The sequence below is a fragment of the Bacteroides xylanisolvens genome, assembly GCF_018289135.1.
Lineage (GTDB): Bacteria > Bacteroidota > Bacteroidia > Bacteroidales > Bacteroidaceae > Bacteroides > Bacteroides xylanisolvens.
In genome coordinates, this window is the sequence record NZ_CP072216.1 from 2355766 (window position 1) to 2375397 (window position 19632).

At 42.0% G+C, this 19632-nt stretch carries 17 protein-coding genes; 6 read left to right on the top strand and 11 right to left on the bottom strand.

What is annotated here, in order from left to right; all coding sequences use genetic code 11:
- Positions 1-138: 138 nt before the first annotated feature.
- From INE92_RS10160 to bioD, 4 genes are read left to right on the top strand one after another with little or no spacing between them, the layout of a single operon-like run.
- Positions 139-1293 carry an 8-amino-7-oxononanoate synthase gene (locus tag INE92_RS10160; protein WP_015532938.1) on the top strand — a complete coding sequence of 385 codons (1155 nt, stop codon included), beginning with the start codon at positions 139-141 and terminating at the stop codon, positions 1291-1293.
- The gene (locus INE92_RS10165; RefSeq protein WP_195436007.1) at positions 1290-1949 is read left to right on the top strand and encodes a DUF452 family protein; all 660 of its coding nucleotides are present in this window, start codon (positions 1290-1292) and stop codon (positions 1947-1949) included. Before INE92_RS10160 ends, INE92_RS10165 begins: the two co-directional genes overlap by 4 nt.
- 10 nt (positions 1950-1959) lie before the next feature.
- Positions 1960-2727, top strand: a complete 768-nt coding sequence (bioC, locus tag INE92_RS10170) for a malonyl-ACP O-methyltransferase BioC (RefSeq protein ID WP_195436009.1) — start codon at positions 1960-1962, stop codon at positions 2725-2727.
- Positions 2724-3371 carry a dethiobiotin synthase gene (gene bioD, locus INE92_RS10175; RefSeq protein WP_087318330.1) on the top strand — a complete coding sequence of 216 codons (648 nt, stop codon included), beginning with the start codon at positions 2724-2726 and terminating at the stop codon, positions 3369-3371. Before bioC ends, bioD begins: the two co-directional genes overlap by 4 nt.
- A gap of 43 nt (positions 3372-3414) precedes the next feature.
- On the opposite strand, the gene INE92_RS10180 is transcribed toward bioD, so the two are convergent.
- The 8 genes from INE92_RS10180 to INE92_RS10215 form a co-directional block, all read right to left on the bottom strand.
- Positions 3415-4974: an ATP-binding protein gene (locus INE92_RS10180; protein WP_008019626.1), complete on the bottom strand. Its 1560-nt coding sequence runs from the start codon at positions 4972-4974 to the stop codon at positions 3415-3417.
- Between the two features lie 76 nt (positions 4975-5050).
- Entirely contained in the window at positions 5051-5473 is a 423-nt protein-coding gene (locus INE92_RS10185) for a HEPN domain-containing protein (RefSeq protein WP_004316065.1), read from the bottom strand.
- Positions 5470-5784: a nucleotidyltransferase domain-containing protein gene (locus INE92_RS10190; protein ID WP_015532942.1), complete on the bottom strand. Its 315-nt coding sequence runs from the start codon at positions 5782-5784 to the stop codon at positions 5470-5472. Before INE92_RS10190 ends, INE92_RS10185 begins: the two co-directional genes overlap by 4 nt.
- Before the next feature lie 216 nt (positions 5785-6000).
- Entirely contained in the window at positions 6001-6543 is a 543-nt protein-coding gene (locus INE92_RS10195; RefSeq protein ID WP_015532943.1) for an REP-associated tyrosine transposase, read from the bottom strand.
- Between the two features lie 231 nt (positions 6544-6774).
- The gene (locus INE92_RS10200) at positions 6775-9132 is read right to left on the bottom strand and encodes a hybrid sensor histidine kinase/response regulator (RefSeq protein ID WP_015532944.1); all 2358 of its coding nucleotides are present in this window, start codon (positions 9130-9132) and stop codon (positions 6775-6777) included.
- Positions 9133-9219: 87 nt separating this feature from the next.
- A complete protein-coding gene (locus INE92_RS10205) occupies positions 9220-9744 on the bottom strand; it encodes a biotin/lipoyl-containing protein (protein WP_004314803.1) in 525 nt (174 codons plus the stop codon).
- A 29-nt stretch (positions 9745-9773) separates the two neighbouring features.
- Positions 9774-11285 carry an acetyl-CoA carboxylase biotin carboxylase subunit gene (gene accC, locus INE92_RS10210; RefSeq protein WP_004314804.1) on the bottom strand — a complete coding sequence of 504 codons (1512 nt, stop codon included), beginning with the start codon at positions 11283-11285 and terminating at the stop codon, positions 9774-9776.
- Positions 11286-11342: 57 nt separating this feature from the next.
- Complete coding sequence (locus INE92_RS10215) at positions 11343-12887, bottom strand: acyl-CoA carboxylase subunit beta (protein WP_004314805.1); 1545 nt, start codon at positions 12885-12887, stop codon at positions 11343-11345.
- 512 nt (positions 12888-13399) lie between these two features.
- Between INE92_RS10215 and INE92_RS10225 the strand changes: the two genes are divergently transcribed.
- A complete protein-coding gene (locus INE92_RS10225) occupies positions 13400-14899 on the top strand; it encodes an L-lactate permease (RefSeq protein ID WP_195436010.1) in 1500 nt (499 codons plus the stop codon).
- A gap of 324 nt (positions 14900-15223) precedes the next feature.
- On the opposite strand, the gene INE92_RS10230 is transcribed toward INE92_RS10225, so the two are convergent.
- The 3 genes from INE92_RS10230 to INE92_RS10245 all read right to left on the bottom strand — a co-directional run bounded on the left by INE92_RS10230 (position 15224) and on the right by INE92_RS10245 (position 18571).
- Positions 15224-16333, bottom strand: a complete 1110-nt coding sequence (locus INE92_RS10230; RefSeq protein WP_009039895.1) for an AAA family ATPase — start codon at positions 16331-16333, stop codon at positions 15224-15226.
- A complete protein-coding gene (locus INE92_RS10235; protein ID WP_008019617.1) occupies positions 16308-17042 on the bottom strand; it encodes an RNA ligase family protein in 735 nt (244 codons plus the stop codon). Before INE92_RS10235 ends, INE92_RS10230 begins: the two co-directional genes overlap by 26 nt.
- Before the next feature lie 131 nt (positions 17043-17173).
- Entirely contained in the window at positions 17174-18571 is a 1398-nt protein-coding gene (locus tag INE92_RS10245; protein WP_015532948.1) for an RtcB family protein, read from the bottom strand.
- Between the two features lie 515 nt (positions 18572-19086).
- On the opposite strand from INE92_RS10245, the gene trxA reads away from it, so the two are divergent.
- A complete protein-coding gene (gene trxA, locus INE92_RS10250; RefSeq protein WP_008025658.1) occupies positions 19087-19584 on the top strand; it encodes a thioredoxin in 498 nt (165 codons plus the stop codon).
- The last annotated feature ends 48 nt before the right edge of the window (positions 19585-19632 follow it).

Here is a 19632-nt window from a genome sequence, read left to right on the forward strand (position 1 = left end):
CTTTCCTCACCGAGGAAGGATGCCTTGGTCGGTGAGAAACTTCCGGGATAGTCCTTCTGACGATAAACATCTTATAAACAACAGATTACACTTTCAATCATTCATCTATCGAATACTGATTACTTAAAATAACAATTCATGACATTAGAGTATATAAACCAAGAACTCCAGACCTTGAAAGAGAAAAAGAACTACCGTTCTCTCCCACCGCTAATCCACGAGGGGCGAGATGTTCTGCTGAACAGACAACGAATGTTGAACCTATCTTCTAATGATTATCTCGGACTGGCCAATGACATTTCATTGAGGGAGGAATTCTTAAGGACGCTCACTCCCGAAACTTTCCTGCCTACCTCCTCTTCTTCCCGGTTATTGACCGGTAATTTTAGTGACTATCAGAAGTTGGAGCAACAGCTAGCCACCATGTTCGGAACCGAAAGTGCACTCATATTCAATAGTGGTTATCATGCCAATACAGGAATACTTCCTGCCATTTGCAACACTCACACCCTGATTCTTGCTGACAAGCTGGTGCATGCAAGCCTGATAGACGGAATTAAATTATCATCAGCTAAATGTATCCGGTATCGTCACAATGATATTTCCCAGTTGCAGCGACTGATTGCTGAAAATCATAACGCTTATGAGCAGATTATTATTGTTACCGAAAGCATCTTCAGCATGGATGGCGATGAAGCTGATCTTCCCGCTCTCATTCAACTCAAGAAGAGCTATTCCAATATTCTTCTTTATATAGATGAGGCTCATGCTTTTGGTGTACGAGGGAAAAAAGGATTAGGATGTGCTGAAGAACAAGAATGTATCAACGATATAGACTTTCTAATAGGTACATTCGGGAAAGCCATTGCCTCGGCAGGAGCGTATATTGTCTGCCGGCAACTCATTCGGGAATATCTAATCAATAAAATGCGCACGTTTATATTCACAACCGCTCTTCCACCTATCAATATTCAGTGGACTTCATGGGTGTTAGAACGTCTTCCAGCTTTACAACAGAAGAGAACTCACCTGCTACAAATCAGTGAAAAGCTGAAGGAAGCCCTTACAACCAAAGGATACAATTGCCCCTCGGTAAGCCATATTGTCCCTATGATTGTCGGAGCAAGTGAAAATACCATATTGAAAGCAGAAGAACTCCAACGCAAAGGATTTTACGCATTGCCGGTACGTCCGCCTACCGTACCCGAAGGGACTTCACGCATCCGCTTCTCACTGACAGCGGACATCACCGAACATGAAATCGACCAACTCATTAAACTGATAAACGGATGAAACAGTATTTTATCATAAAGAATAATCAAAAGCATCTATTGCTTTTCTTCGCAGGCTGGGGAATGGATGAAACTCCATTCCTGCAAATTCACCCGACCGATAAGGACTGGATGATTTGCTATGATTATCGTTCATTAGAGTTCGATGCCGACATTTTGCAAGAATATTCCGAAATCACCCTCATTGCCTGGTCAATGGGAGTATGGGCAGCCTCACAGATAATGAAACAATATCCATCCCTGCCCCTTTCCCAAAGTATCGCTATCAATGGGACTCTTTATCCCATACATGAGACGAAAGGGATTACTCCTACCATTTTTGAAGGAACCCTGCAAGGACTGAATGAACAATCCCTGCAAAAGTTTCAAAGAAGAATGTGCGGTTCAGCAGCCGATTACAAGGCTTTTCAGACAGTAGCTCCCCAACGTCCCGTTGAAGAGCTCAAAGAAGAGCTTGCTGCCATACAAAAGCAATACTTATCATTGCCACCGTCGGATTTTGCATGGCAAAGAGCCATCATAGGAAAGAGCGACCGTATCTTCCTGCCAGATAGCCAATGGTTGGCATGGAGAAACCAAGTGGATTCCCTTGAATATATAGAAGCCGCTCATTATCAACAAGACCTTTTTGATAGTGTAATCATGCAAATCAACTAATGATCGATTTATGGATAAACAACTAATCGCCGAACGTTTCTCTAAAGCCATTGCTACTTATCCCCAGGAAGCAAACGTACAGCGGCAGATAGCAGATAAAATGATTCACCTGCTTACAAAACACATCTCTTTTCCCTGTTCAAAAGTGATTGAGTTCGGATGCGGCACAGGTATTTATTCCCGTATGCTACTTCAGGCCCTTCGGCCGAAAGAATTATTGCTAAACGACCTTTGCCCGGAAATGAAGTACTGTTGCGAGGATATATTAAGAAAAGAACAGGTTTCCTTTCTTCCGGGAGATGCAGAAACAGTTCCTTTCCCCGCTGAAAGTACATTAATTACTTCCTGCTCGGCTCTGCAATGGTTCGAATCTCCTGAAAACTTTTTCAAAAGGTGCAACGCCCTGCTTAATAGCCAAGGCTATTTCGCTTTCAGCACTTTCGGTAAAGAGAATATGAAAGAGATACGAGAGTTAACAGGAAACGGACTCCCTTATCGTTCACGTGAAGAGCTTGTGACAGTCTTGTCATCCCACTTTGACATACTCCATTCGGAAGAAGAACTTATTTCTCTTTCGTTTGATAACCCCATAAAAGTACTTTATCATTTGAAGCAGACAGGAGTAACCGGAATATCCGGCACCTCTTCCCAACAACTGCGGACACGTCGTGACTTGCAGTTATTCAGTGAACGTTACACACAAGAATTTACCCAAGGCACTTCAGTGTCCCTGACCTATCACCCTATTTATATCATCGCAAAAAAGAAAAAAGTATGAAACAGAATGTATATTTCGTAAGCGGTATCGACACCGATGCCGGCAAGAGCTATGCCACCGGATTTCTAGCTCGTGAATGGAACAAGAACGGACAGCGTACCATCACTCAAAAGTTTATCCAAACAGGAAACATCGGTCACTCCGAGGATATTGATTTGCATCGTCGTATCATGGGAATCCCCTTTACAGAAGAAGACAAAGAAGGACTGACTATGCCGGAAATTTTCTCTTACCCCGCCTCTCCTCATCTAGCTTCCCAACTGGATAACCGCCCCATTGACTTCGACAAAATCAAACGTGCTACGGAAGAGTTAAGTGAACGCTATGATTCTGTTCTGCTCGAAGGTGCAGGCGGCTTAATGGTTCCGCTAACAACAGAACTTCTGACAATAGACTACATTGCCCAAGAGAATTATCCGCTTATCTTTGTTACTTCCGGTAAATTGGGAAGCATCAATCATACTTTGCTTAGCCTTGAAGCCATACAAAAACGAGGTATTGTACTGGATACAGTACTTTATAATATGTATCCTACCGTAAAAGATAAAACGATTCAGAATGATACGATGAACTTCATTCAAAACTGGCTGAAGAAGTATTTCCCGGATACGAAATTTATATTAGTTCCGGAAATAAAAGAATAAAAAGACTTATGACTTCAAAAGACTAGCCTCACTATTTGCCGGGCTAGTTTTTTGTTTCTACAATCCACTTTTCAATATTACGGGTTTCCGCACTGAAATTTACTCCTATTTTAAAGAGTTTACGTCCGTCCATTTCGAAAGGAAGAGCATAATTCTTGTCGTTAATCTGCTGTAAAGCATCTTCTGCCGTACCGTTCAACTTAAATTCCATGATATAAATAAATTTATCGGTCTGCAAGACAAGATCAATGCGCCCTTCACTCGTATGATACTCTACCTTGGTGTAGAAACCTAGCAGTTTAAAAACGATAAAAAGAACATTTTCGTAATGTAGCTCCTGGTCCCGAATCACTTCGTAAGTAGTGTCTGCAAAGAAACTTTGCAGACGGCGGAAGAAAGAGTTATAATCACCGGAACGCACTTCACGAACAAACTTCTGAATCTCAAAAGGCGACTCGACCTTATTTACGTTCGCATAAAAAGGAAGCAGGAAGCGGATAAAACCTTCTTCCACTTCGCGATTGGGGAAACCCAAGCGATACATTCCAAATTCTTCATCATACCCCTTAATGGTTAGGTATCCACTCTGATAAATTACCGGGATGGGATTGGTGGATTCAGAATCTATACTGTTCAACACTTGGACATCGGTCTCTTCATGTGCCATCCGCTCCAGGTCATAATGATGTTTTTTTAGCAATTTCACCAAATAGGTAGGCGTACCCGTTTCAAACCAATAACTACCAAACTCCTTACGCTTGAAAGCGTTCAGCAGACTGAACGGGTTGTACATGCCGATTGAATTGTGCGTAAAATGATAACCGTCATAACACTCTCTCAAATCTTCACAGAGTTTGTCATACGTTATTCCACGTGCTGCTGCAAATTCATGTAGTTCCGCTTCCAGATTTTCATGGATTTCACGCTCGCTGACACCACAAATTTCGACATACTCATTCCACATTGAAATATCATCCAGATTATTCAAATCACTGAATACACTGACTTTGCCAAACTTTGTCACGCCGGTGAGCAGAGCGAACTTTATATACCCGTCCTTCGTTTTCAAAGCGCCATAAAATGGCTTCAGAGTATTTCGGAATTGCTTTTGCAGTTCCTCATTACCGATAGCTTGCAGCATAGGTTTGTCATACTCATCTACCAGAATAACTACACGTTGTCCGGTCTTCTCACAAGCACGCTGAATGATACCTGCAAAACGCAGGGAAAAAGATGTCTCGGATGGACGGGTGCCGTATTGGCTTTCCCAATATTCCAGATTATCATTCAATATCTTATCCAGACTTTCCGGAGTGTCATACTTCTCGATATTCAGGTCGAGATGCAATATAGGATATTTAATCCAATCCTTTTCCAACTTTTCTACTGCCAAGCCGGTAAACAGTTCTTTTTTTCCTTGAAAGTAAGCCTCTAAAGTAGAAATGAGCAGACTCTTTCCGAAACGGCGCGGACGACTCAAAAAGTAATAACGCCCGGTCTTTACCATTTGATACATCAATGCCGTTTTATCAATATAAAAATAACCATCCTGACGAAGGCTTTCAAAATTCTGAATACCGATAGGATAAATTTTATTGCTCATAATCTCTTCTTTTAAAAATCAACAACACATAAGTGAAGCAAGCGGATTCAAAATCCACTGGGACGGTTCACCTTCCTTATATAGATTCCCACTCTTTATCTCTTATTAATTCTTGAATACTATTTATGAAAGTCTCTGCTTGTGGATATAAGTTGTTTACCATTTCTTCGTCACAATATACAAAGTCATCATAATCTCCACTATGCCTTTTCTCAAATAATGTAGAAAAAGTTTTTCCTACTTTTACAGGAAGTTTTCCTGTCGAAATAAAGTGCAGACCAAGCATCGTCTTCACCCCATTATGAGTCTGCGTTTGAATATCATATTTTAAAAGAAGAGCTACAGTTGCATAATAGCATGCATAATACAGCCTGTTAATAGCAGCATTATAGAATGACTCACGTATCATAACCTCAGCCTCTCTCAATGTTTCATAAGCACGTTGTATCCGATAAGCGACCAGTGCTTTCTTACTTTCCTTATCTAGAATTTCTTTCATAAGACAATACCTTCGTTTATCACATTTACATAAAAAGGTGTTTTAAAAGGCCGGTTCTCCCAAAATTTCTTCAAAACAACTATCGGGCTAATACTAACACCTGTTTTCAATTCCAATTCATATAAAGGTAATGTGATAGCTTCTTCTTTAGCCAATGTCATTTTATCACCTTCCACTAAAATGAGTAAATCAACATCACTATCATGCCTGGCATCCCCACGCGCCTCAGAGCCATATAAAATAACCTGCGCATTGGGAGCAACACGTTTTAATGTTTCACGAATAGCTTCTATAATCTCCGGTCTCTTCATTTCTTACTCTTTCTAAATGCATGAATGAATCAAACTTACTACATTACAAAGATACATTTTTCTATCTAAACAACATCACATCTTACATGAAAGTTCGCCATAAAATCATTTAAAGTAGGTTTCCGTTCTCTGTTCAATCTGCTCCATTCAATCGGATTTGCAATCCGATTGCTTGAGTATCAGGATTTGTAATCCGCTCCTTAACCTCTTGCCTTCCTAAACTACAATCACCTCTAGCAGTCCTTTATCACCCGCATAACTCACCGCCGAACTATATAAATAATCTTCCTGCCGTGCAACAATCTCCTGCTTCACCGGATTATTATGAATATAATTCAATTTTTGCAGAAAGAAGTCATGCAAATAAATTAATTCGGGATGATTACCTTCTTGCCAAAAACGATACTTAGATATTTTTTTGTCATTAGCTCCGGCAAAGCGAAAACGATCCAACATCCATTCGCGACGACTTTCTTGAGGATCTGTTTCGAGTTCTGCCATAATACGTTTACTAGTGAACTTTTTAAAATCTCGAAGGATATCCGAAACTGTTGCTTCTGTTCCGGAACTGACAATCATGTGCAAATGGTTACTCATTAATACCCAGGCATAAATTCTTAAGCCTTTTTTCTCCTGACAATAGGCTAGTGACTCCAGAATTATATGCTTGTATTTAGGACGGGTAAAGATATCTATCCAATCGACAACGGTAGAAGTAACAAAATATAATTCATCTAAAACTCGATTCGCAGTATCCATTGATATACTAATTTGATTAGAGAGGATAAATGTACGATTAAAATCGAAAGAGACAAAGGTTTTTAAACGATCGGACACGACAAGCGGACTAAAAATCCTGATACAAAAGACCAGCGGATTATAAATCCGCTGGAACCTTCTTATATATCTGCTGCGTAAGCGCGTAATGGTAGAACATTCTACAATTATTCACTGATTTTGCGGGCTTTTCTCTTCTGTCGCATCTATTCATTAAACAATAGTCGAATATTTATCCAAAGCCTTTCTCAAAGTTCTTTCCGAAACCGGTTTAGTCACAAAATCATTGCATCCCATCTCCAAAGCCAATTCTTTATCCGTTTCAAAAGCATAAGCCGTCAAAGCAATAATAGGAATATCTTTGGAATAAGAACGAATGATATGCGTTGCTTCCAATCCATCCATGCGTGGCATTTTTATATCCATCAGAATTAAGTCCGGTTGATACTGCTTATACATTTCAATGGCTTCCACCCCATCCTTAGCCCAAAGCAATGTATATTCCCTGCCGATCAGATTCTTCAGCAGGATGAAATTACTTTCTACATCTTCCGCTACCAAAATCTTTTTGATCTGTTGCACACGATTTACAGTATCTCCTTTAGATTCCGTCTTTGACATTTTAAAGATTTCGCCGAGTTCTCCGGCTTCTTCATAAGGAATCGTGAAATAGAACGTAGAGCCTTTACCCAATTCAGAAGTCACTCCTATTTCTCCACCGATCTTTTCGATAATCATCTGACAGATAGATAGCCCTAATCCTGTGCCTTGAGCAAAAGAGTTCAGTTTGACAAAACGCTCGAAGATATGATCTACCTTTTCCGGTTCTATTCCTATTCCTGTATCCTTCACATATACACGAATATTTTTATCCGTCCGCTCAAAACCCAAACGAATCTCTCCTGCATACGTAAATTTACTCGCATTAGTCAGGAAATTCGTTATCACCTGCATGATACGATTCTGATCTCCCTCAATGAATAAATTCTCATCCTCATTATCAAAAACAAGAGTTACCCCTTCTTTCACACGTTCTTTATGAACAGCATAAATTGTCCGGCAAACTTCTCCCAGATTCATTGGACGCTTGATATATTCCAGTGTCCCGGCTTCTATCTTCGATAAATCCAGAATATCATTAATCAGTTGCAACAAAATATCCGAATTCTGATTGATAATACCCGAATAGAGCTTTTTCTCTTCAGCAGTTTCGGCAGCAGGCAATAATTGAGAGAATCCTACAATTGCATTCAGGGGTGTCCGGATCTCATGACTCATATTAGCAAGGAAAGCACTTTTCAATCGGTCGGATTGCTCCGCCTTAATCCTTGCCTTTATCAGTTCCTGCTCAATATTCTGAAGATTAGTAATATCCCAAGAGATACCAATCTGCAACGGTTTGCGTCCTTCCATCGGCACAAGCGCCTTTAACGTCTGTACAATACGCGCTTTCCCGGTGACGGAAAGATACGTTTCCTGCATATCAATACGCTTATGGGTCTGAAGTAATTCCAAATCATCCTTACGGAATTTCTCTGCGTCTCCATGACTCGGAAATACTTCATAGTCCGTATGTCCAATCGCTTTAGACGCCGGGATACCTGAATGGTCGGCAAATGCTTTGTTCCAATACAAATACCTAAAATCATTTTCCGGGTCTTTCACAAACAGATAGACTGGGATATTATTCAAAATACCATCCAGCAATAGATTTAGTTCGCGAAGTTCATCCTGTTTCTTTATAACATCAGTAATATCCTGTGTAAAGAACCAAGTCAGTTCTTCATTATTCTCACGAATCAGAAATGTAGACACCTGATGCATCCGCTCTTTATCTTCACCTTTCCGCATATAGGCAGCACGATAAGCAAAAGTGCCATCATTGTCACGTATTTCCTGAAGACGTCTTTCCCACGCCTCCTTTGTTGTCATAGAGACGGGCAAATCATATATCTTTTGGATACCCATCTGTTGGGTAACTCCGTATTCTTCTATAAATTGCTTATTTGCATAAACCAATGTCCCGTCTTCCGATACGGCAAGAATGCTGTCACTCACTTTATCGAGTACACTCTTGAAAACCTCCAGTTGCCTTTGCGTGGTCACCCGCTCCGTTATATCACGGCACATAATCAATACATACTCCTCATCCAACGGAAAGATACGATTTTCGTAATGATGATGTTCGCCATTAAAATCCAATTCATGATGGGCGGTTGAAACAGCTCCCGTGCTGACAGCCTGACGCATATTGGAGTGAATATTCTGATATGCTTCCGGTGGAACCATTTCCCGCATATACATTCCCTTAAAATCTTTATTTGATATCCCGACATGATTGGTTTCTTCATTGGAAACAACTTCAATGCCTACTTCGTTCTGATTGAAGACAGTCAGCATATCCGGCAAAGAGTCCAGAATCCTGACAGCATATTTTTCTTTGAAACTCAGGGGACGATTACTTATATTCTCATTCCTAAGAATAGAAAGCTCCTTTTTGAGCTGCTCATTTTCTTTCTTTAGCGCTTCCAGCTGTTCTAATAGTACTTTTTGGTTTTGTTCGGTGTTCATGATATATCAGAATTAATGCGTACTTATCTGCCAAAAGTAAATCTTTTTTTGAAGATAAGTACGCAAAAACCAGTTTTTTTTTGAGAATCATTCAATTACCATGATCCGGTCGTTCAATCCCACCTTCATGCCATCTTCCACAAATACCTCTTTAACTACTCCATCCGTCACCGAACGTATCTCATTCTCCATCTTCATTGCCACCAATACGCAAAGCGGATCGCCACGTTTCACACTATCTCCTTTCTTTACATACGTCTTCAGTATTACTCCCGGCATCGGTGCCTGTACTACCTGACGTCCTACAGACTCAGCAGCAGTGCGGGCATTATGTATCTTCTCCATTTCTCCCTGCAATTCAATCTGATAAAGCTCCCCTTTATTCATGATTGTATATGAATTATTGGAAGAGGGAGAAATCTGCACTCCATGCGAGTGGTGATCGATGATAATTGAATGGATAGAGTCGCCACCCATGTTATAATCGACCTCATATATCTTACCATTGACTGCAATCTTCTTGATTGGTCCGTCCTCCAGTATTTCCACCTTATATTCACTATCCGGCATGTCCTGGAGCTTGGCGTAATATGTAGCTAATGTTGTACCCATAATCTGTTCTGTTATTTTTTAGTCTTACATCAATAATTATTAGCAGTCATCTGCAACTTACCATAATACTTCCAGAGCGATTCGCCTACCACCGGAAGCGTTGTGGCACGGGAAGCCGCTTCTTTCTCCCGTTCGTAGTGTCTCACTGCGGCAGCAATGACAGCCACTGTCGGATCGGTATTCTGACGGCGTTTCAGATCTTCCTTATCAAAGCGCGTATCAATAAACGTTGTATCATATTCGCCTTTCAGGAAAGCTGCATTCTTCAATACACGTTGATGGAAAGGAATTGTTGTTTTAATTCCCAAAATCTTATACTCGCGCAAAGCACGTGCCATATTGGAAATGGCAGAAGCACGGGTACGTCCCCAACAACATAGCTTGGCAATCATCGGGTCATAATGCAGAGAGACTTCAAATCCGGCATAAGCGGCACTGTCAAGACGCAGGTTACGCCCTTCGGGAGCTTCACGAACAGTAATCACCCCGGGAGAAGGTATGAAGTTATTCTCCGGATCTTCCGCATAAATACGACATTCGATAGCTGCTCCGCTAAACTGAATATCATCCTGTTTATAAGGCAACGGATTTCCGGCGGCAACTGTTATCATATCCCGAACCAGGTCAACTCCCGTACATTCCTCCGTCACAGGATGTTCTACCTGCAAACGGGTATTCATCTCGAGGAAGTAGAAGTTTTGGTCTTTATCCATCATAAACTCCAATGTCCCGGCACTGTAATAACCTATTTTCTTACAGGCTTCCACAGCAACCTTCAACATTTTCTTTCTCGTCTCTTCTTTCACAAAAGGAGAAGGACTTTCCTCTATCACTTTTTGATTACGGCGCTGAATAGAACATTCACGTTCGTAAAGGTGGACCACATTGCCATATTTATCTCCCATGATCTGAACTTCGATATGATGCGGGTTCTCGATGTATTTCTCAATATATACCGCATCATTGCCAAAAGAGGTCCCTGCTTCGGATTGTGACAAACGAAGAGCCGTTTCCACTTCTTCTTCCGTACGTACCAAACGCATTCCTTTTCCTCCACCTCCGGCAAGTGCTTTCAGCATAATGGGATAGCCGACTTCATTAGCCACCTTCTTCACTTCATCAATCCCCTGCACAGGTGTTTCGGTTCCGGGAACAATGGGTAATCCTGCTTCACGCATAATCTTGCGGGCTTCTGTCTTGATTCCCATTTTGGAAATAATGTCCGCACTCGGTCCGATAAAAATCACTCCTTCTTCTTCACAACGGCGGGCAAAATCCGCATTCTCCGACAAGAAACCATATCCCGGATGAATAGCAGCACCGGTCTTTTTAGCAATGGACAAGATCAATTCCGGCTTCAGGTAGGAAGTATCTTCGGGCGATTCGGAGATGCAATAGGCTTCTTCTGCATAACGTACATGCAAAGCTCCGCGGTCTACATGGGTATAAACAGCCACCGTTGCGATATTCATCACCCGACAGGTACGGAAGATTCGCATCGCTATTTCACCGCGGTTGGCTACTAATATTTTCTTTATCATAATCTTTTTATTCTTTTAATGAACACTCTCCATTCTCAACTCTCCACTCTCAACTTATTAAAGCGGAAGATTCGAATGTTTCTTAGGAGGATTAGACTGCCGTTTGTTGGCAAGCATCTCGAAACTTCGAATCAACCGCAAACGGGTTACCGCCGGATCAATCACTTCATCCACATATCCCAATTCCGCCGCCCGGTAAGGATTGGCAAACTTCCCGCGATAATCATCCTGAAGTTCTTTCCGTTTTTCTTCGGGGTTTCCGGCCTTATCTATATCCTTACGGAAAAGAATATTCACAGCTCCATCCGGTCCCATCACAGCTATTTCGGCAGTAGGAAAAGCAAGATTGACATCTCCGCGGATATGCTTGGAGCTCATCACATCATAAGCGCCACCGTATGCTTTGCGGGTGATAACCGTAACTTTCGGCACTGTAGCCTCACAATAAGCATAAAGCAATTTTGCCCCGTTACGAATAATTCCGCCATATTCCTGATCGATTCCCGGAAGGAATCCCGGCACATCTACCAGTGTCAGTAAAGGGATATTGAAAGCATCGCAGAAGCGGACAAAACGGGCAGCTTTGACAGATGCGTTAATATCCAGCGTGCCTGCAAGTACCAATGGCTGATTAGCCACCACTCCCACTGTTTTTCCATTCAGCCGGATATAGCCGGTCACAATATTCGCAGCATACTCTGCCTGAAGTTCGAAGAAACTATTATCATCAGCCACTGCTTCAATCATTTCTTTTATATTATACGGCTGATTCGGATTGGTTGGAATCAAATTAGCCAGTTCCGGAGTCAGACGGGTCGGCGAATCGTTTGTAGCTACAAACGGAGGCTCTTCCATATTATTTCCCGGCAGATAGGAAATCAATTCACGAATATAATTAATACACTCAATATCATTCTCCGCAGAAAGATGAGCTACACCGGACTTTGTCATGTGTACGCCTACTCCGCCGAGTTCCTCTTTAGTGACTTCTTCCTGTGTCACACTTCTCACCACATCCGGTCCTGTAATAAACATATAACCGGAATTTTTCACCATCAGGATAAAATCTGTCAATGCAGGAGAATAAACCGCACCTCCGGCACATGGGCCCATGATCGCACTAATCTGCGGAATCACTCCGGATGCCATAGAGTTGCGCAGGAATATCTCGGCATATCCGGCCAAAGAACGTACCCCTTCCTGAATTCGTGCACCGCCAGAGTCGTTCAGTCCGATGATGGGTGCTCCCATTTGCATAGCCATGTCCATCACTTTACAAATTTTCTTAGCGTGCGTTTCCGAAAGAGCTCCACCAAATACGGTGAAATCCTGTGCAAAGACATAAACCAGGCGCTTGCCAATCATACCGTATCCCGTCACTACCCCGTCTCCGGCAAATTTCTGCTTTTCCATACCGAAATCGGTACACCGATGGGTTACCAACTTATCCAGTTCGATAAACGAACCTTTCTCCAATAATAAATCGATGCGTTCACGGGCGGTCAGTTTTCCCACAGAATGTTGTTTTTCAATGCGAGCGTCTCCGCCGCCTTTTTCTGCTTTCCTGTTCAGTTCTTCCAGGTTGTTAATAAGCTCTTTCATAGGCTGTAGTTATTAAAGTTGTATGTGTGTGTAAAAATAAACAGTAATATATGAAATCATTGTCATATTGATTACACAAAGTACTTTTATATAATGAACGCCTCATGTGTGGAAAATGTTAGCATTTATGCCTTAAAACATCTTTATCCATTTATTTAGGGAGCTTTTTTTGCAGGTTGCGACAACAAACTTCCCCGCTTTTCTGTTTATCGCTTATCATTTTTAATAAAACCTATACCGTTGTCAACTTCGATGTTGAACAAGGCCGCATCATTATCAGGGAAAATCCGAAATACCTTAGTCTGAACGAAATGTATCAGGTAGCCAACAGCTATCCGAAAGGCAGCAAAGCTAGGTAACGAAGCTGCGCTGGCCAACTTAAAACAATTACAACAAATTCTTAGCGTGAAAATGAAATAAACAGAAAAATCTTTTTATTCACCCGACCAAAGTGGGACGTTTGTTTGTTATATCAATAATAAACGACGTTCCACTTTTTAAATCTGATAATTATGACCTTGATCCTTGCTATTATTCCGGTGTTACTGTTGATTATATTAATGGCATTCTTTAAAATGCCGGGTGACAAAAGTAGTATCATTTCTCTGATCGTGACGATGCTGATTGCTATTTTCGGCTTCGCTTTTTCAGTAGACAATCTGTTTTACTCCTTTTTATATGGGGTGTTAAAAGCCGTCTCTCCTATCTTAATCATTATCCTGATGGCTATTTTCAGTTATAACGTATTGTTGAAAACAAAAAAGATGGAGATTATCAAACAGCAATTCGCTTCTATTTCTACCGATAAAAGTATTCAGGTGTTATTACTGACTTGGGGATTCGGGGGACTACTGGAAGCGATGGCCGGCTTCGGGACAGCAGTTGCCATTCCGGCAGCCATTCTTATCAGTCTGGGATTTAAGCCTATCTTTTCGGCAACCGTAAGTTTGATTGCCAACAGTGTAGCCACAGCTTTCGGAGCGATCGGAACTCCGGTATTGGTACTAGCCAAAGAAACGAATTTGGATGTATTGCATCTTAGCACGAATGTCGTATTGCAGTTATCCGTTTTGATGTTCCTGATTCCGCTAGTTTTGCTTTTCCTTACTGACTCCAAACTTAAATCGCTTCCCAAAAATATATTTCTTGCCTTATTAGTAGGCGGAGTTTCTTTAGTCAGCCAATATCTGGCTGCCAAGTACATGGGTGCTGAATCTCCGGCCATTATCGGCAGTATTCTTTCGATTATCGTGATTGTTCTTTATGGAAAACTGACTGCCTCTAAAGAAGAGAAAGCACGGAAAAGCCATCTGAGAACAAAAGATATACTGAATGCATGGAGCATCTATTTGCTGATTCTATTTTTAATCATCCTGACCAGTCCCCTCTTCCCGGAATTGCGTCATACATTAGAGAATAACTGGATAACCCGAATCAGTTTGCCCATCAATGCTTCCACCGTCAATTATACCATTTCCTGGCTAACTCATGCCGGGGTATTGCTTTTCATCGGAACTTTTATCGGTGGATTAATTCAAGGAGCTAAAGTAAAAGACCTGTTCATCGTTCTTTGGAATACAGTGAAGCAATTAAAGAAAACATTCATCACCGTGATCTGCCTTGTGGGATTATCCACAATTATGGATAGTGCCGGAATGATTGCTGTGATTGCCACGGCACTGGCTACGGCTACGGGAAGTTTGTATCCACTGTTTGCTCCGGTCATCGGTTGTCTGGGAACGTTTATCACCGGAAGCGACACCTCTTCCAATATCCTTTTCGGAAAGTTGCAAGCAAGTGTTGCAGGGCAAATTCATGTCAGCCCGGATTGGCTGTCCGCTGCAAATACAGTAGGTGCTACAGGTGGTAAGATTATCTCTCCGCAAAGTATTGCCATTGCTACTTCTGCGGGAAACCAACAGGGAAAAGAAGGTGAAATACTGAAAGCGGCTATTCCTTATGCGTTGGTGTATGTGGCGATTACCGGAATTATTGTTTATATTTTCAGTTGATTACCCCAAAGATATCTCTAATAAGTTTACGATGTCTTTACCCTCACACCCTCTCCCTATTAGCTCAAACCGCTTATTCATCATGGTTACAGGTGGGAGGGTAAACGGTTACTTTCAACCTGCCTCGTAATTACTCATTGGAAAATTTCCGGTTAACAGTAGTTCCACTTTGTTTCATTACTTGGGACAAAGTGTTTCACACCGGGAAACAAAGCGTTTCAAGCATTGAAACAAAGTGTTTCACACCGAGAAACGAACTGTTTCAAGGCTTGAAACATATTTTGAAACTATTCGGTCATTATTTGTATAAGTTCTATAAGTTACTTATACCACATGATATACCACTTCATGCGCTTCCGTCAGTTGAGGAACCTCCAGTTTATCCAACATCTTATCCAATACAGATTCAGGAAGTGCATATTCCCTGCTTTTATTTTGTTGACGCCAAGTGTGATATGGCTGTTCCAGATAGACTATCTTCACTTTTGCACCATAATCAACAAACAGATCAATCAGTTGGGCACGCATCTGACGAGTTATGTTAGTAGCATTCCAAACAAAATCCTGTCCTTTGCGAAGATACGTTCTGGCTTCTTCCTTCGCCATTTGCACTACCCGTCCATTCGCCGACTTATCCGTGGGACTCAATTTGTACTTGCGACGAATGGCATCCAAGCTCACCACCGGCATATCCATGCCAGCAGACTGAATATAATAGTCTTTCCCCATTCCCGGAAGTCCTGACAACATCGTCACTTCACATTTAAACTGTTCGTGAGGGATATAATCAATATAACTGCCTTCTGCATGGAAGTAATGAAAGCGTGCATAATCTGTGGCAAACTCTCTCGGTTTACTCCAACAATCTTGTTCACGGCAGAAAATCTCAAACAGTTCCACAGCTTCCAACAACCCATTCTTATCTTCACAAATACGTCCTCTGACGTCAGCTTCAGCCAACATTTTCAGTAATGAAGTATCTACCCGTAAAGAAGCTTCACAGAGTTTCTTTACAGAATCCGACTTCTCCATCAGCCAAACAGGCAATCCGTGATACCGGACTAAAGACGCAATCTGCTCCCGAATATGGAACGGAGCAGGACAATCCCGGTATAAAATAGTACGGGCAGTGTACTCTCCTTTTCTGGCGTGCCCTTTAGCAGATACCCGCCCCTCTCCTTCATCCACGGAAGTCGAACGTTTTTCAACATCATGTAACAATGCAGATGTCCAAATAATTTCTTTCTCCAAGGTGCAGAGAGTCTGATAAGCAGAAGACTGCTGCAATGCTTCCAACACCATACGGGTATGCTCGGCCACACTTCCCTCCGCATGATAACGAGTATCCTGCGGGACGACATTCATTTCTCGTACCCACTCGAACTGCTGTTCGAGTGAGCACCACGATTTATCTTCTATCAATTTCCAATTCATCATTATTCTCCTTTTCATTACTCAATTCCCAGACAAGCGGGGCACGTTTCCAATTACGCGTCCAATGCTCATCTGTTTTGACGTGTCCTTTTCGCACATACTTAAACACATGATGCGCAAATTCGCTTACCGGATATTCCTCGATATTGCGGCTGACTACTCCTTCACGAGTACAAGCCACTTTCGTCCACGGATCACATGAACCGAAAACAGACGGGTCTTGTGACATATCGATGATTTCCTGTTTTAAAAGCTCCGGCGTTAAACCGGAAACAGGTTCTATCTTCAACTCCGGAACCGTAGGCAAGTCAAATAAAGCTGCATAAAACTTCACTTCTTCCCATGACAACCATTGATCCATGCAACGAACCGCAAAGATATAAAAATGCGTTTCTAACCGTTGATATTCAATAGAATGTATGGCGTATAGATTTTCTCCAAAGATTTCTATATCGCCCAAATCATTCTTTATCAATTCCCAACGTTCCCGCAGTTGCCTCGTCCAGGGTGAAGTGGTGGGAGCCGCATGCGAACGGGCAAAGACACCCCACTGACTCAAACAATTATTCTCTCCATCCAACTTCTCGGTATGCACCAATGTCTTAATCCGTTGGATATCTTCCCAATACGTATGATTAATTCGGTCATCACTAGTCGTTCCGGGAGAGAACGGATAGTGATAGGTACGACCATATTTCTCTGATATCATCTTCTTCTTTTTTTTTAATTAAATACTTATTCTTTTTTGCACAGCTAAACAGCACTAAAGCCACTACCCGGCAACATTCCGCAGGTCCTCTGCCGGAAGTAATTTGTAAATAGACTTTTTCTTTCATCGCATCATTCCTTATTCATTCGTACAATGCGAGGCATAAATTTGCCTTGCACTTCCACTAGTGTCTCCTGCGTATACATCACTCTGTCAATGTCCTTGTATGCCAGCGGCATTTCTTCCACGCTCCCACCAATCAAAGTTACTCCTGCTTGCGACAGTAACTTCTTCAAAGCCGATTGCGTAAAACTATCTTTTGCCTTTTGGCGGGACATTGCCCTGCCGGCTCCATGAGAAGCCGAATTCAACGCATCTTCCACCCCTTTGCCACACACCAGATAACCCGGGGTGGCCATACTTCCGGGAATCAATCCCGCTTGTCCCTTTTGCGCCGGAGTAGCCCCTTTACGATGGACGATCGCCATACGTCCCGGTGTTATTTCCTCTTTCCAAGCGAAGTTATGATGATTATTGACATTAGCGAGAGGCTTCAACCCCAAGGCTTTCGCCAAATTCAAATGAATCCGTTCATGACAGGCACGGGCATAATCACCTGCCAGATTCATACTCATCCAATACTCCTGTCCCTCTTCCGTGTTCAAATCCAACCAAGCAAAATGTTGTGCTTCACGAGGAAGCCTGCACACTTCACGTGCCAGCAGACTGTAATGTTTTGCAATAGCAGCCCCCAATCCTCGTGAACCGGAATGTGACAGCAATGCCAGGTAACTTCCTTCCGGAAGATTCAGTACGTTTTTTTCTTGCAAAGTGATCTCGCCGAACTCTACAAAATGATTGCCACCACCGGAACTCCCCAGTTGACGGACGGCCTTTCCATGCAAATCCCTCAATAAAGGCGTCAGACGGAATTCCTCCCTATCCAACACTTCATGTTCCTGCTCAAAACCCAATCCGCCATCCATACCGAAATGGGTGAAATCTTTCAAGGCTTCTTTCATCTGATAGGCATACCGTTTCAGAAAATCTGCTCCGGCATCGAATACTGTCAGACTCATCCGGCAGCCGATATCAACTCCTACGGCATACGGAATCACCGCATTATCCGTAGCAAGCACTCCACCGATAGGTAATCCGTATCCGGCATGAGCGTCAGGCATCAATGCTCCGCCCACTGTTACGGGCAAGCGCATAGCCAGGTTCATCTGTTGTTTGGCAAGCGTCTCGATAAATTTACCTCCATAGGTTTTATACATCAACGGCCCATCCAGTAAATCATAAGCTATAAACTCTTTCGCTACTATAGTCGGCGAAAGGCGTTCGGCCAGCTTATTCCATATTTCATTGTTTTTGTAAGATTCGGGATGCTCGAGTATATCGCTCAATGTCATTTCAATCTGTTCCTTCGTGTTATATTTGCAATGTTTGCTCACAATGTCCACTACCAGACTGCGGGCAACATTATCCCGGTATCCCAGTTTACTTAAATCTTTTAATCGTATTCCCATACTCTTTTTTCATTCGCATACAACATTCCCTGTCAGCCTCACCGGCAAACGACGATGCAATACACGTGATACCAATGCTTAGGATACGGATATAAAATACCCTCCCACCGCATTGAAGTGATTAATTTTAAAAATAATAAATGTGATTGCAGGACTAATCAACCATTGCCGCCTGTTAGTAGAATTGCGGTCAATGTAAGAACCATCAGTTCAATATAAAAAATAATAAGTTGCAAAGCCTCATCCTCCCGACGAGACAACTTAGTCCTAATTTGAAAATATTATAACTCCAACATAATTAATACCCTTTCCATCAATTTTAAAGGGTGAATACTCATTTTATCGCAGCAAAAGTAGTGCTTATTTTTATATCTTCCAAAGATTAATAGACAAATTTTAGTGTTCAATAACTATCCGAGGGAAGTTTTGCCAAGAGTTTCTGTCAAATTGCTATTTTATGGTCCCTTTATATCGCCTATCTTTGCATCAGATAAAAACAAAAAGAAAGATAATATATGAAACGGATAAAAAGCTTATTAAGTGTCTTCGTCTTGACACTGGCAGCCACGGCTTGCGCGGGAAACAGCGGAGAAAATAAAAAAAGCAATGAACCAACAAAGGAGGACAATAAAATGGAAGTAGTAGCATTAAATAAAGCAGATTTTTTAAAGAAGGTATATAACTATGAAGCCAATCCGAACGATTGGAAATTTGAAGGCAGCCGTCCTGCCATCGTAGATTTCTATGCTACCTGGTGCGGTCCCTGCAAAGTGATGCACCCGATTCTGGAAGAACTTAGCAAAGAATATAGCGGCAAAGTAGATATCTACCAGATTGATGTGGACAAAGAACAAGATCTGGCAGCAGCATTCGGTATCCGCAGCATCCCTACCCTATTGATGATTCCGATGAAAGAGGAACCGAGAATCATGCAGGGAGCTATGCCTAAAGACCAGCTTAAAAAAGCAATTGATGAATTTCTTCTGAAACAAAATAACGAAGCAAAGCAATAGACTTCGACTTTTTTCTCGTCATGGCAACTGCCCTCTATTCGTCTTTAG

Coding starts and splice junctions, on each gene's coding strand:
- INE92_RS10165 (WP_195436007.1), top strand. CDS start 1,290: ATGAAACAGTATTTTATCATAAAGAATAATCAAAAGCATCTATTGCTT.
- INE92_RS10195 (WP_015532943.1), bottom strand. CDS start 6,543: ATGGATACTGCGAATCGAGTTTTAGATGAATTATATTTTGTTACTTCT.
- INE92_RS10200 (WP_015532944.1), bottom strand. CDS start 9,132: ATGAACACCGAACAAAACCAAAAAGTACTATTAGAACAGCTGGAAGCG.
- INE92_RS10190 (WP_015532942.1), bottom strand. CDS start 5,784: ATGAAGAGACCGGAGATTATAGAAGCTATTCGTGAAACATTAAAACGT.
- INE92_RS10235 (WP_008019617.1), bottom strand. CDS start 17,042: ATGATATCAGAGAAATATGGTCGTACCTATCACTATCCGTTCTCTCCC.
- INE92_RS10245 (WP_015532948.1), bottom strand. CDS start 18,571: ATGGGAATACGATTAAAAGATTTAAGTAAACTGGGATACCGGGATAAT.
- INE92_RS10225 (WP_195436010.1), top strand. CDS start 13,400: ATGACCTTGATCCTTGCTATTATTCCGGTGTTACTGTTGATTATATTA.
- INE92_RS10215 (WP_004314805.1), bottom strand. CDS start 12,887: ATGAAAGAGCTTATTAACAACCTGGAAGAACTGAACAGGAAAGCAGAA.
- INE92_RS10180 (WP_008019626.1), bottom strand. CDS start 4,974: ATGAGCAATAAAATTTATCCTATCGGTATTCAGAATTTTGAAAGCCTT.
- accC (WP_004314804.1), bottom strand. CDS start 11,285: ATGATAAAGAAAATATTAGTAGCCAACCGCGGTGAAATAGCGATGCGA.
- INE92_RS10185 (WP_004316065.1), bottom strand. CDS start 5,473: ATGAAAGAAATTCTAGATAAGGAAAGTAAGAAAGCACTGGTCGCTTAT.
- INE92_RS10230 (WP_009039895.1), bottom strand. CDS start 16,333: ATGAATTGGAAATTGATAGAAGATAAATCGTGGTGCTCACTCGAACAG.
- trxA (WP_008025658.1), top strand. CDS start 19,087: ATGAAACGGATAAAAAGCTTATTAAGTGTCTTCGTCTTGACACTGGCA.
- INE92_RS10160 (WP_015532938.1), top strand. CDS start 139: ATGACATTAGAGTATATAAACCAAGAACTCCAGACCTTGAAAGAGAAA.
- bioC (WP_195436009.1), top strand. CDS start 1,960: ATGGATAAACAACTAATCGCCGAACGTTTCTCTAAAGCCATTGCTACT.
- bioD (WP_087318330.1), top strand. CDS start 2,724: ATGAAACAGAATGTATATTTCGTAAGCGGTATCGACACCGATGCCGGC.
- INE92_RS10205 (WP_004314803.1), bottom strand. CDS start 9,744: ATGGGTACAACATTAGCTACATATTACGCCAAGCTCCAGGACATGCCG.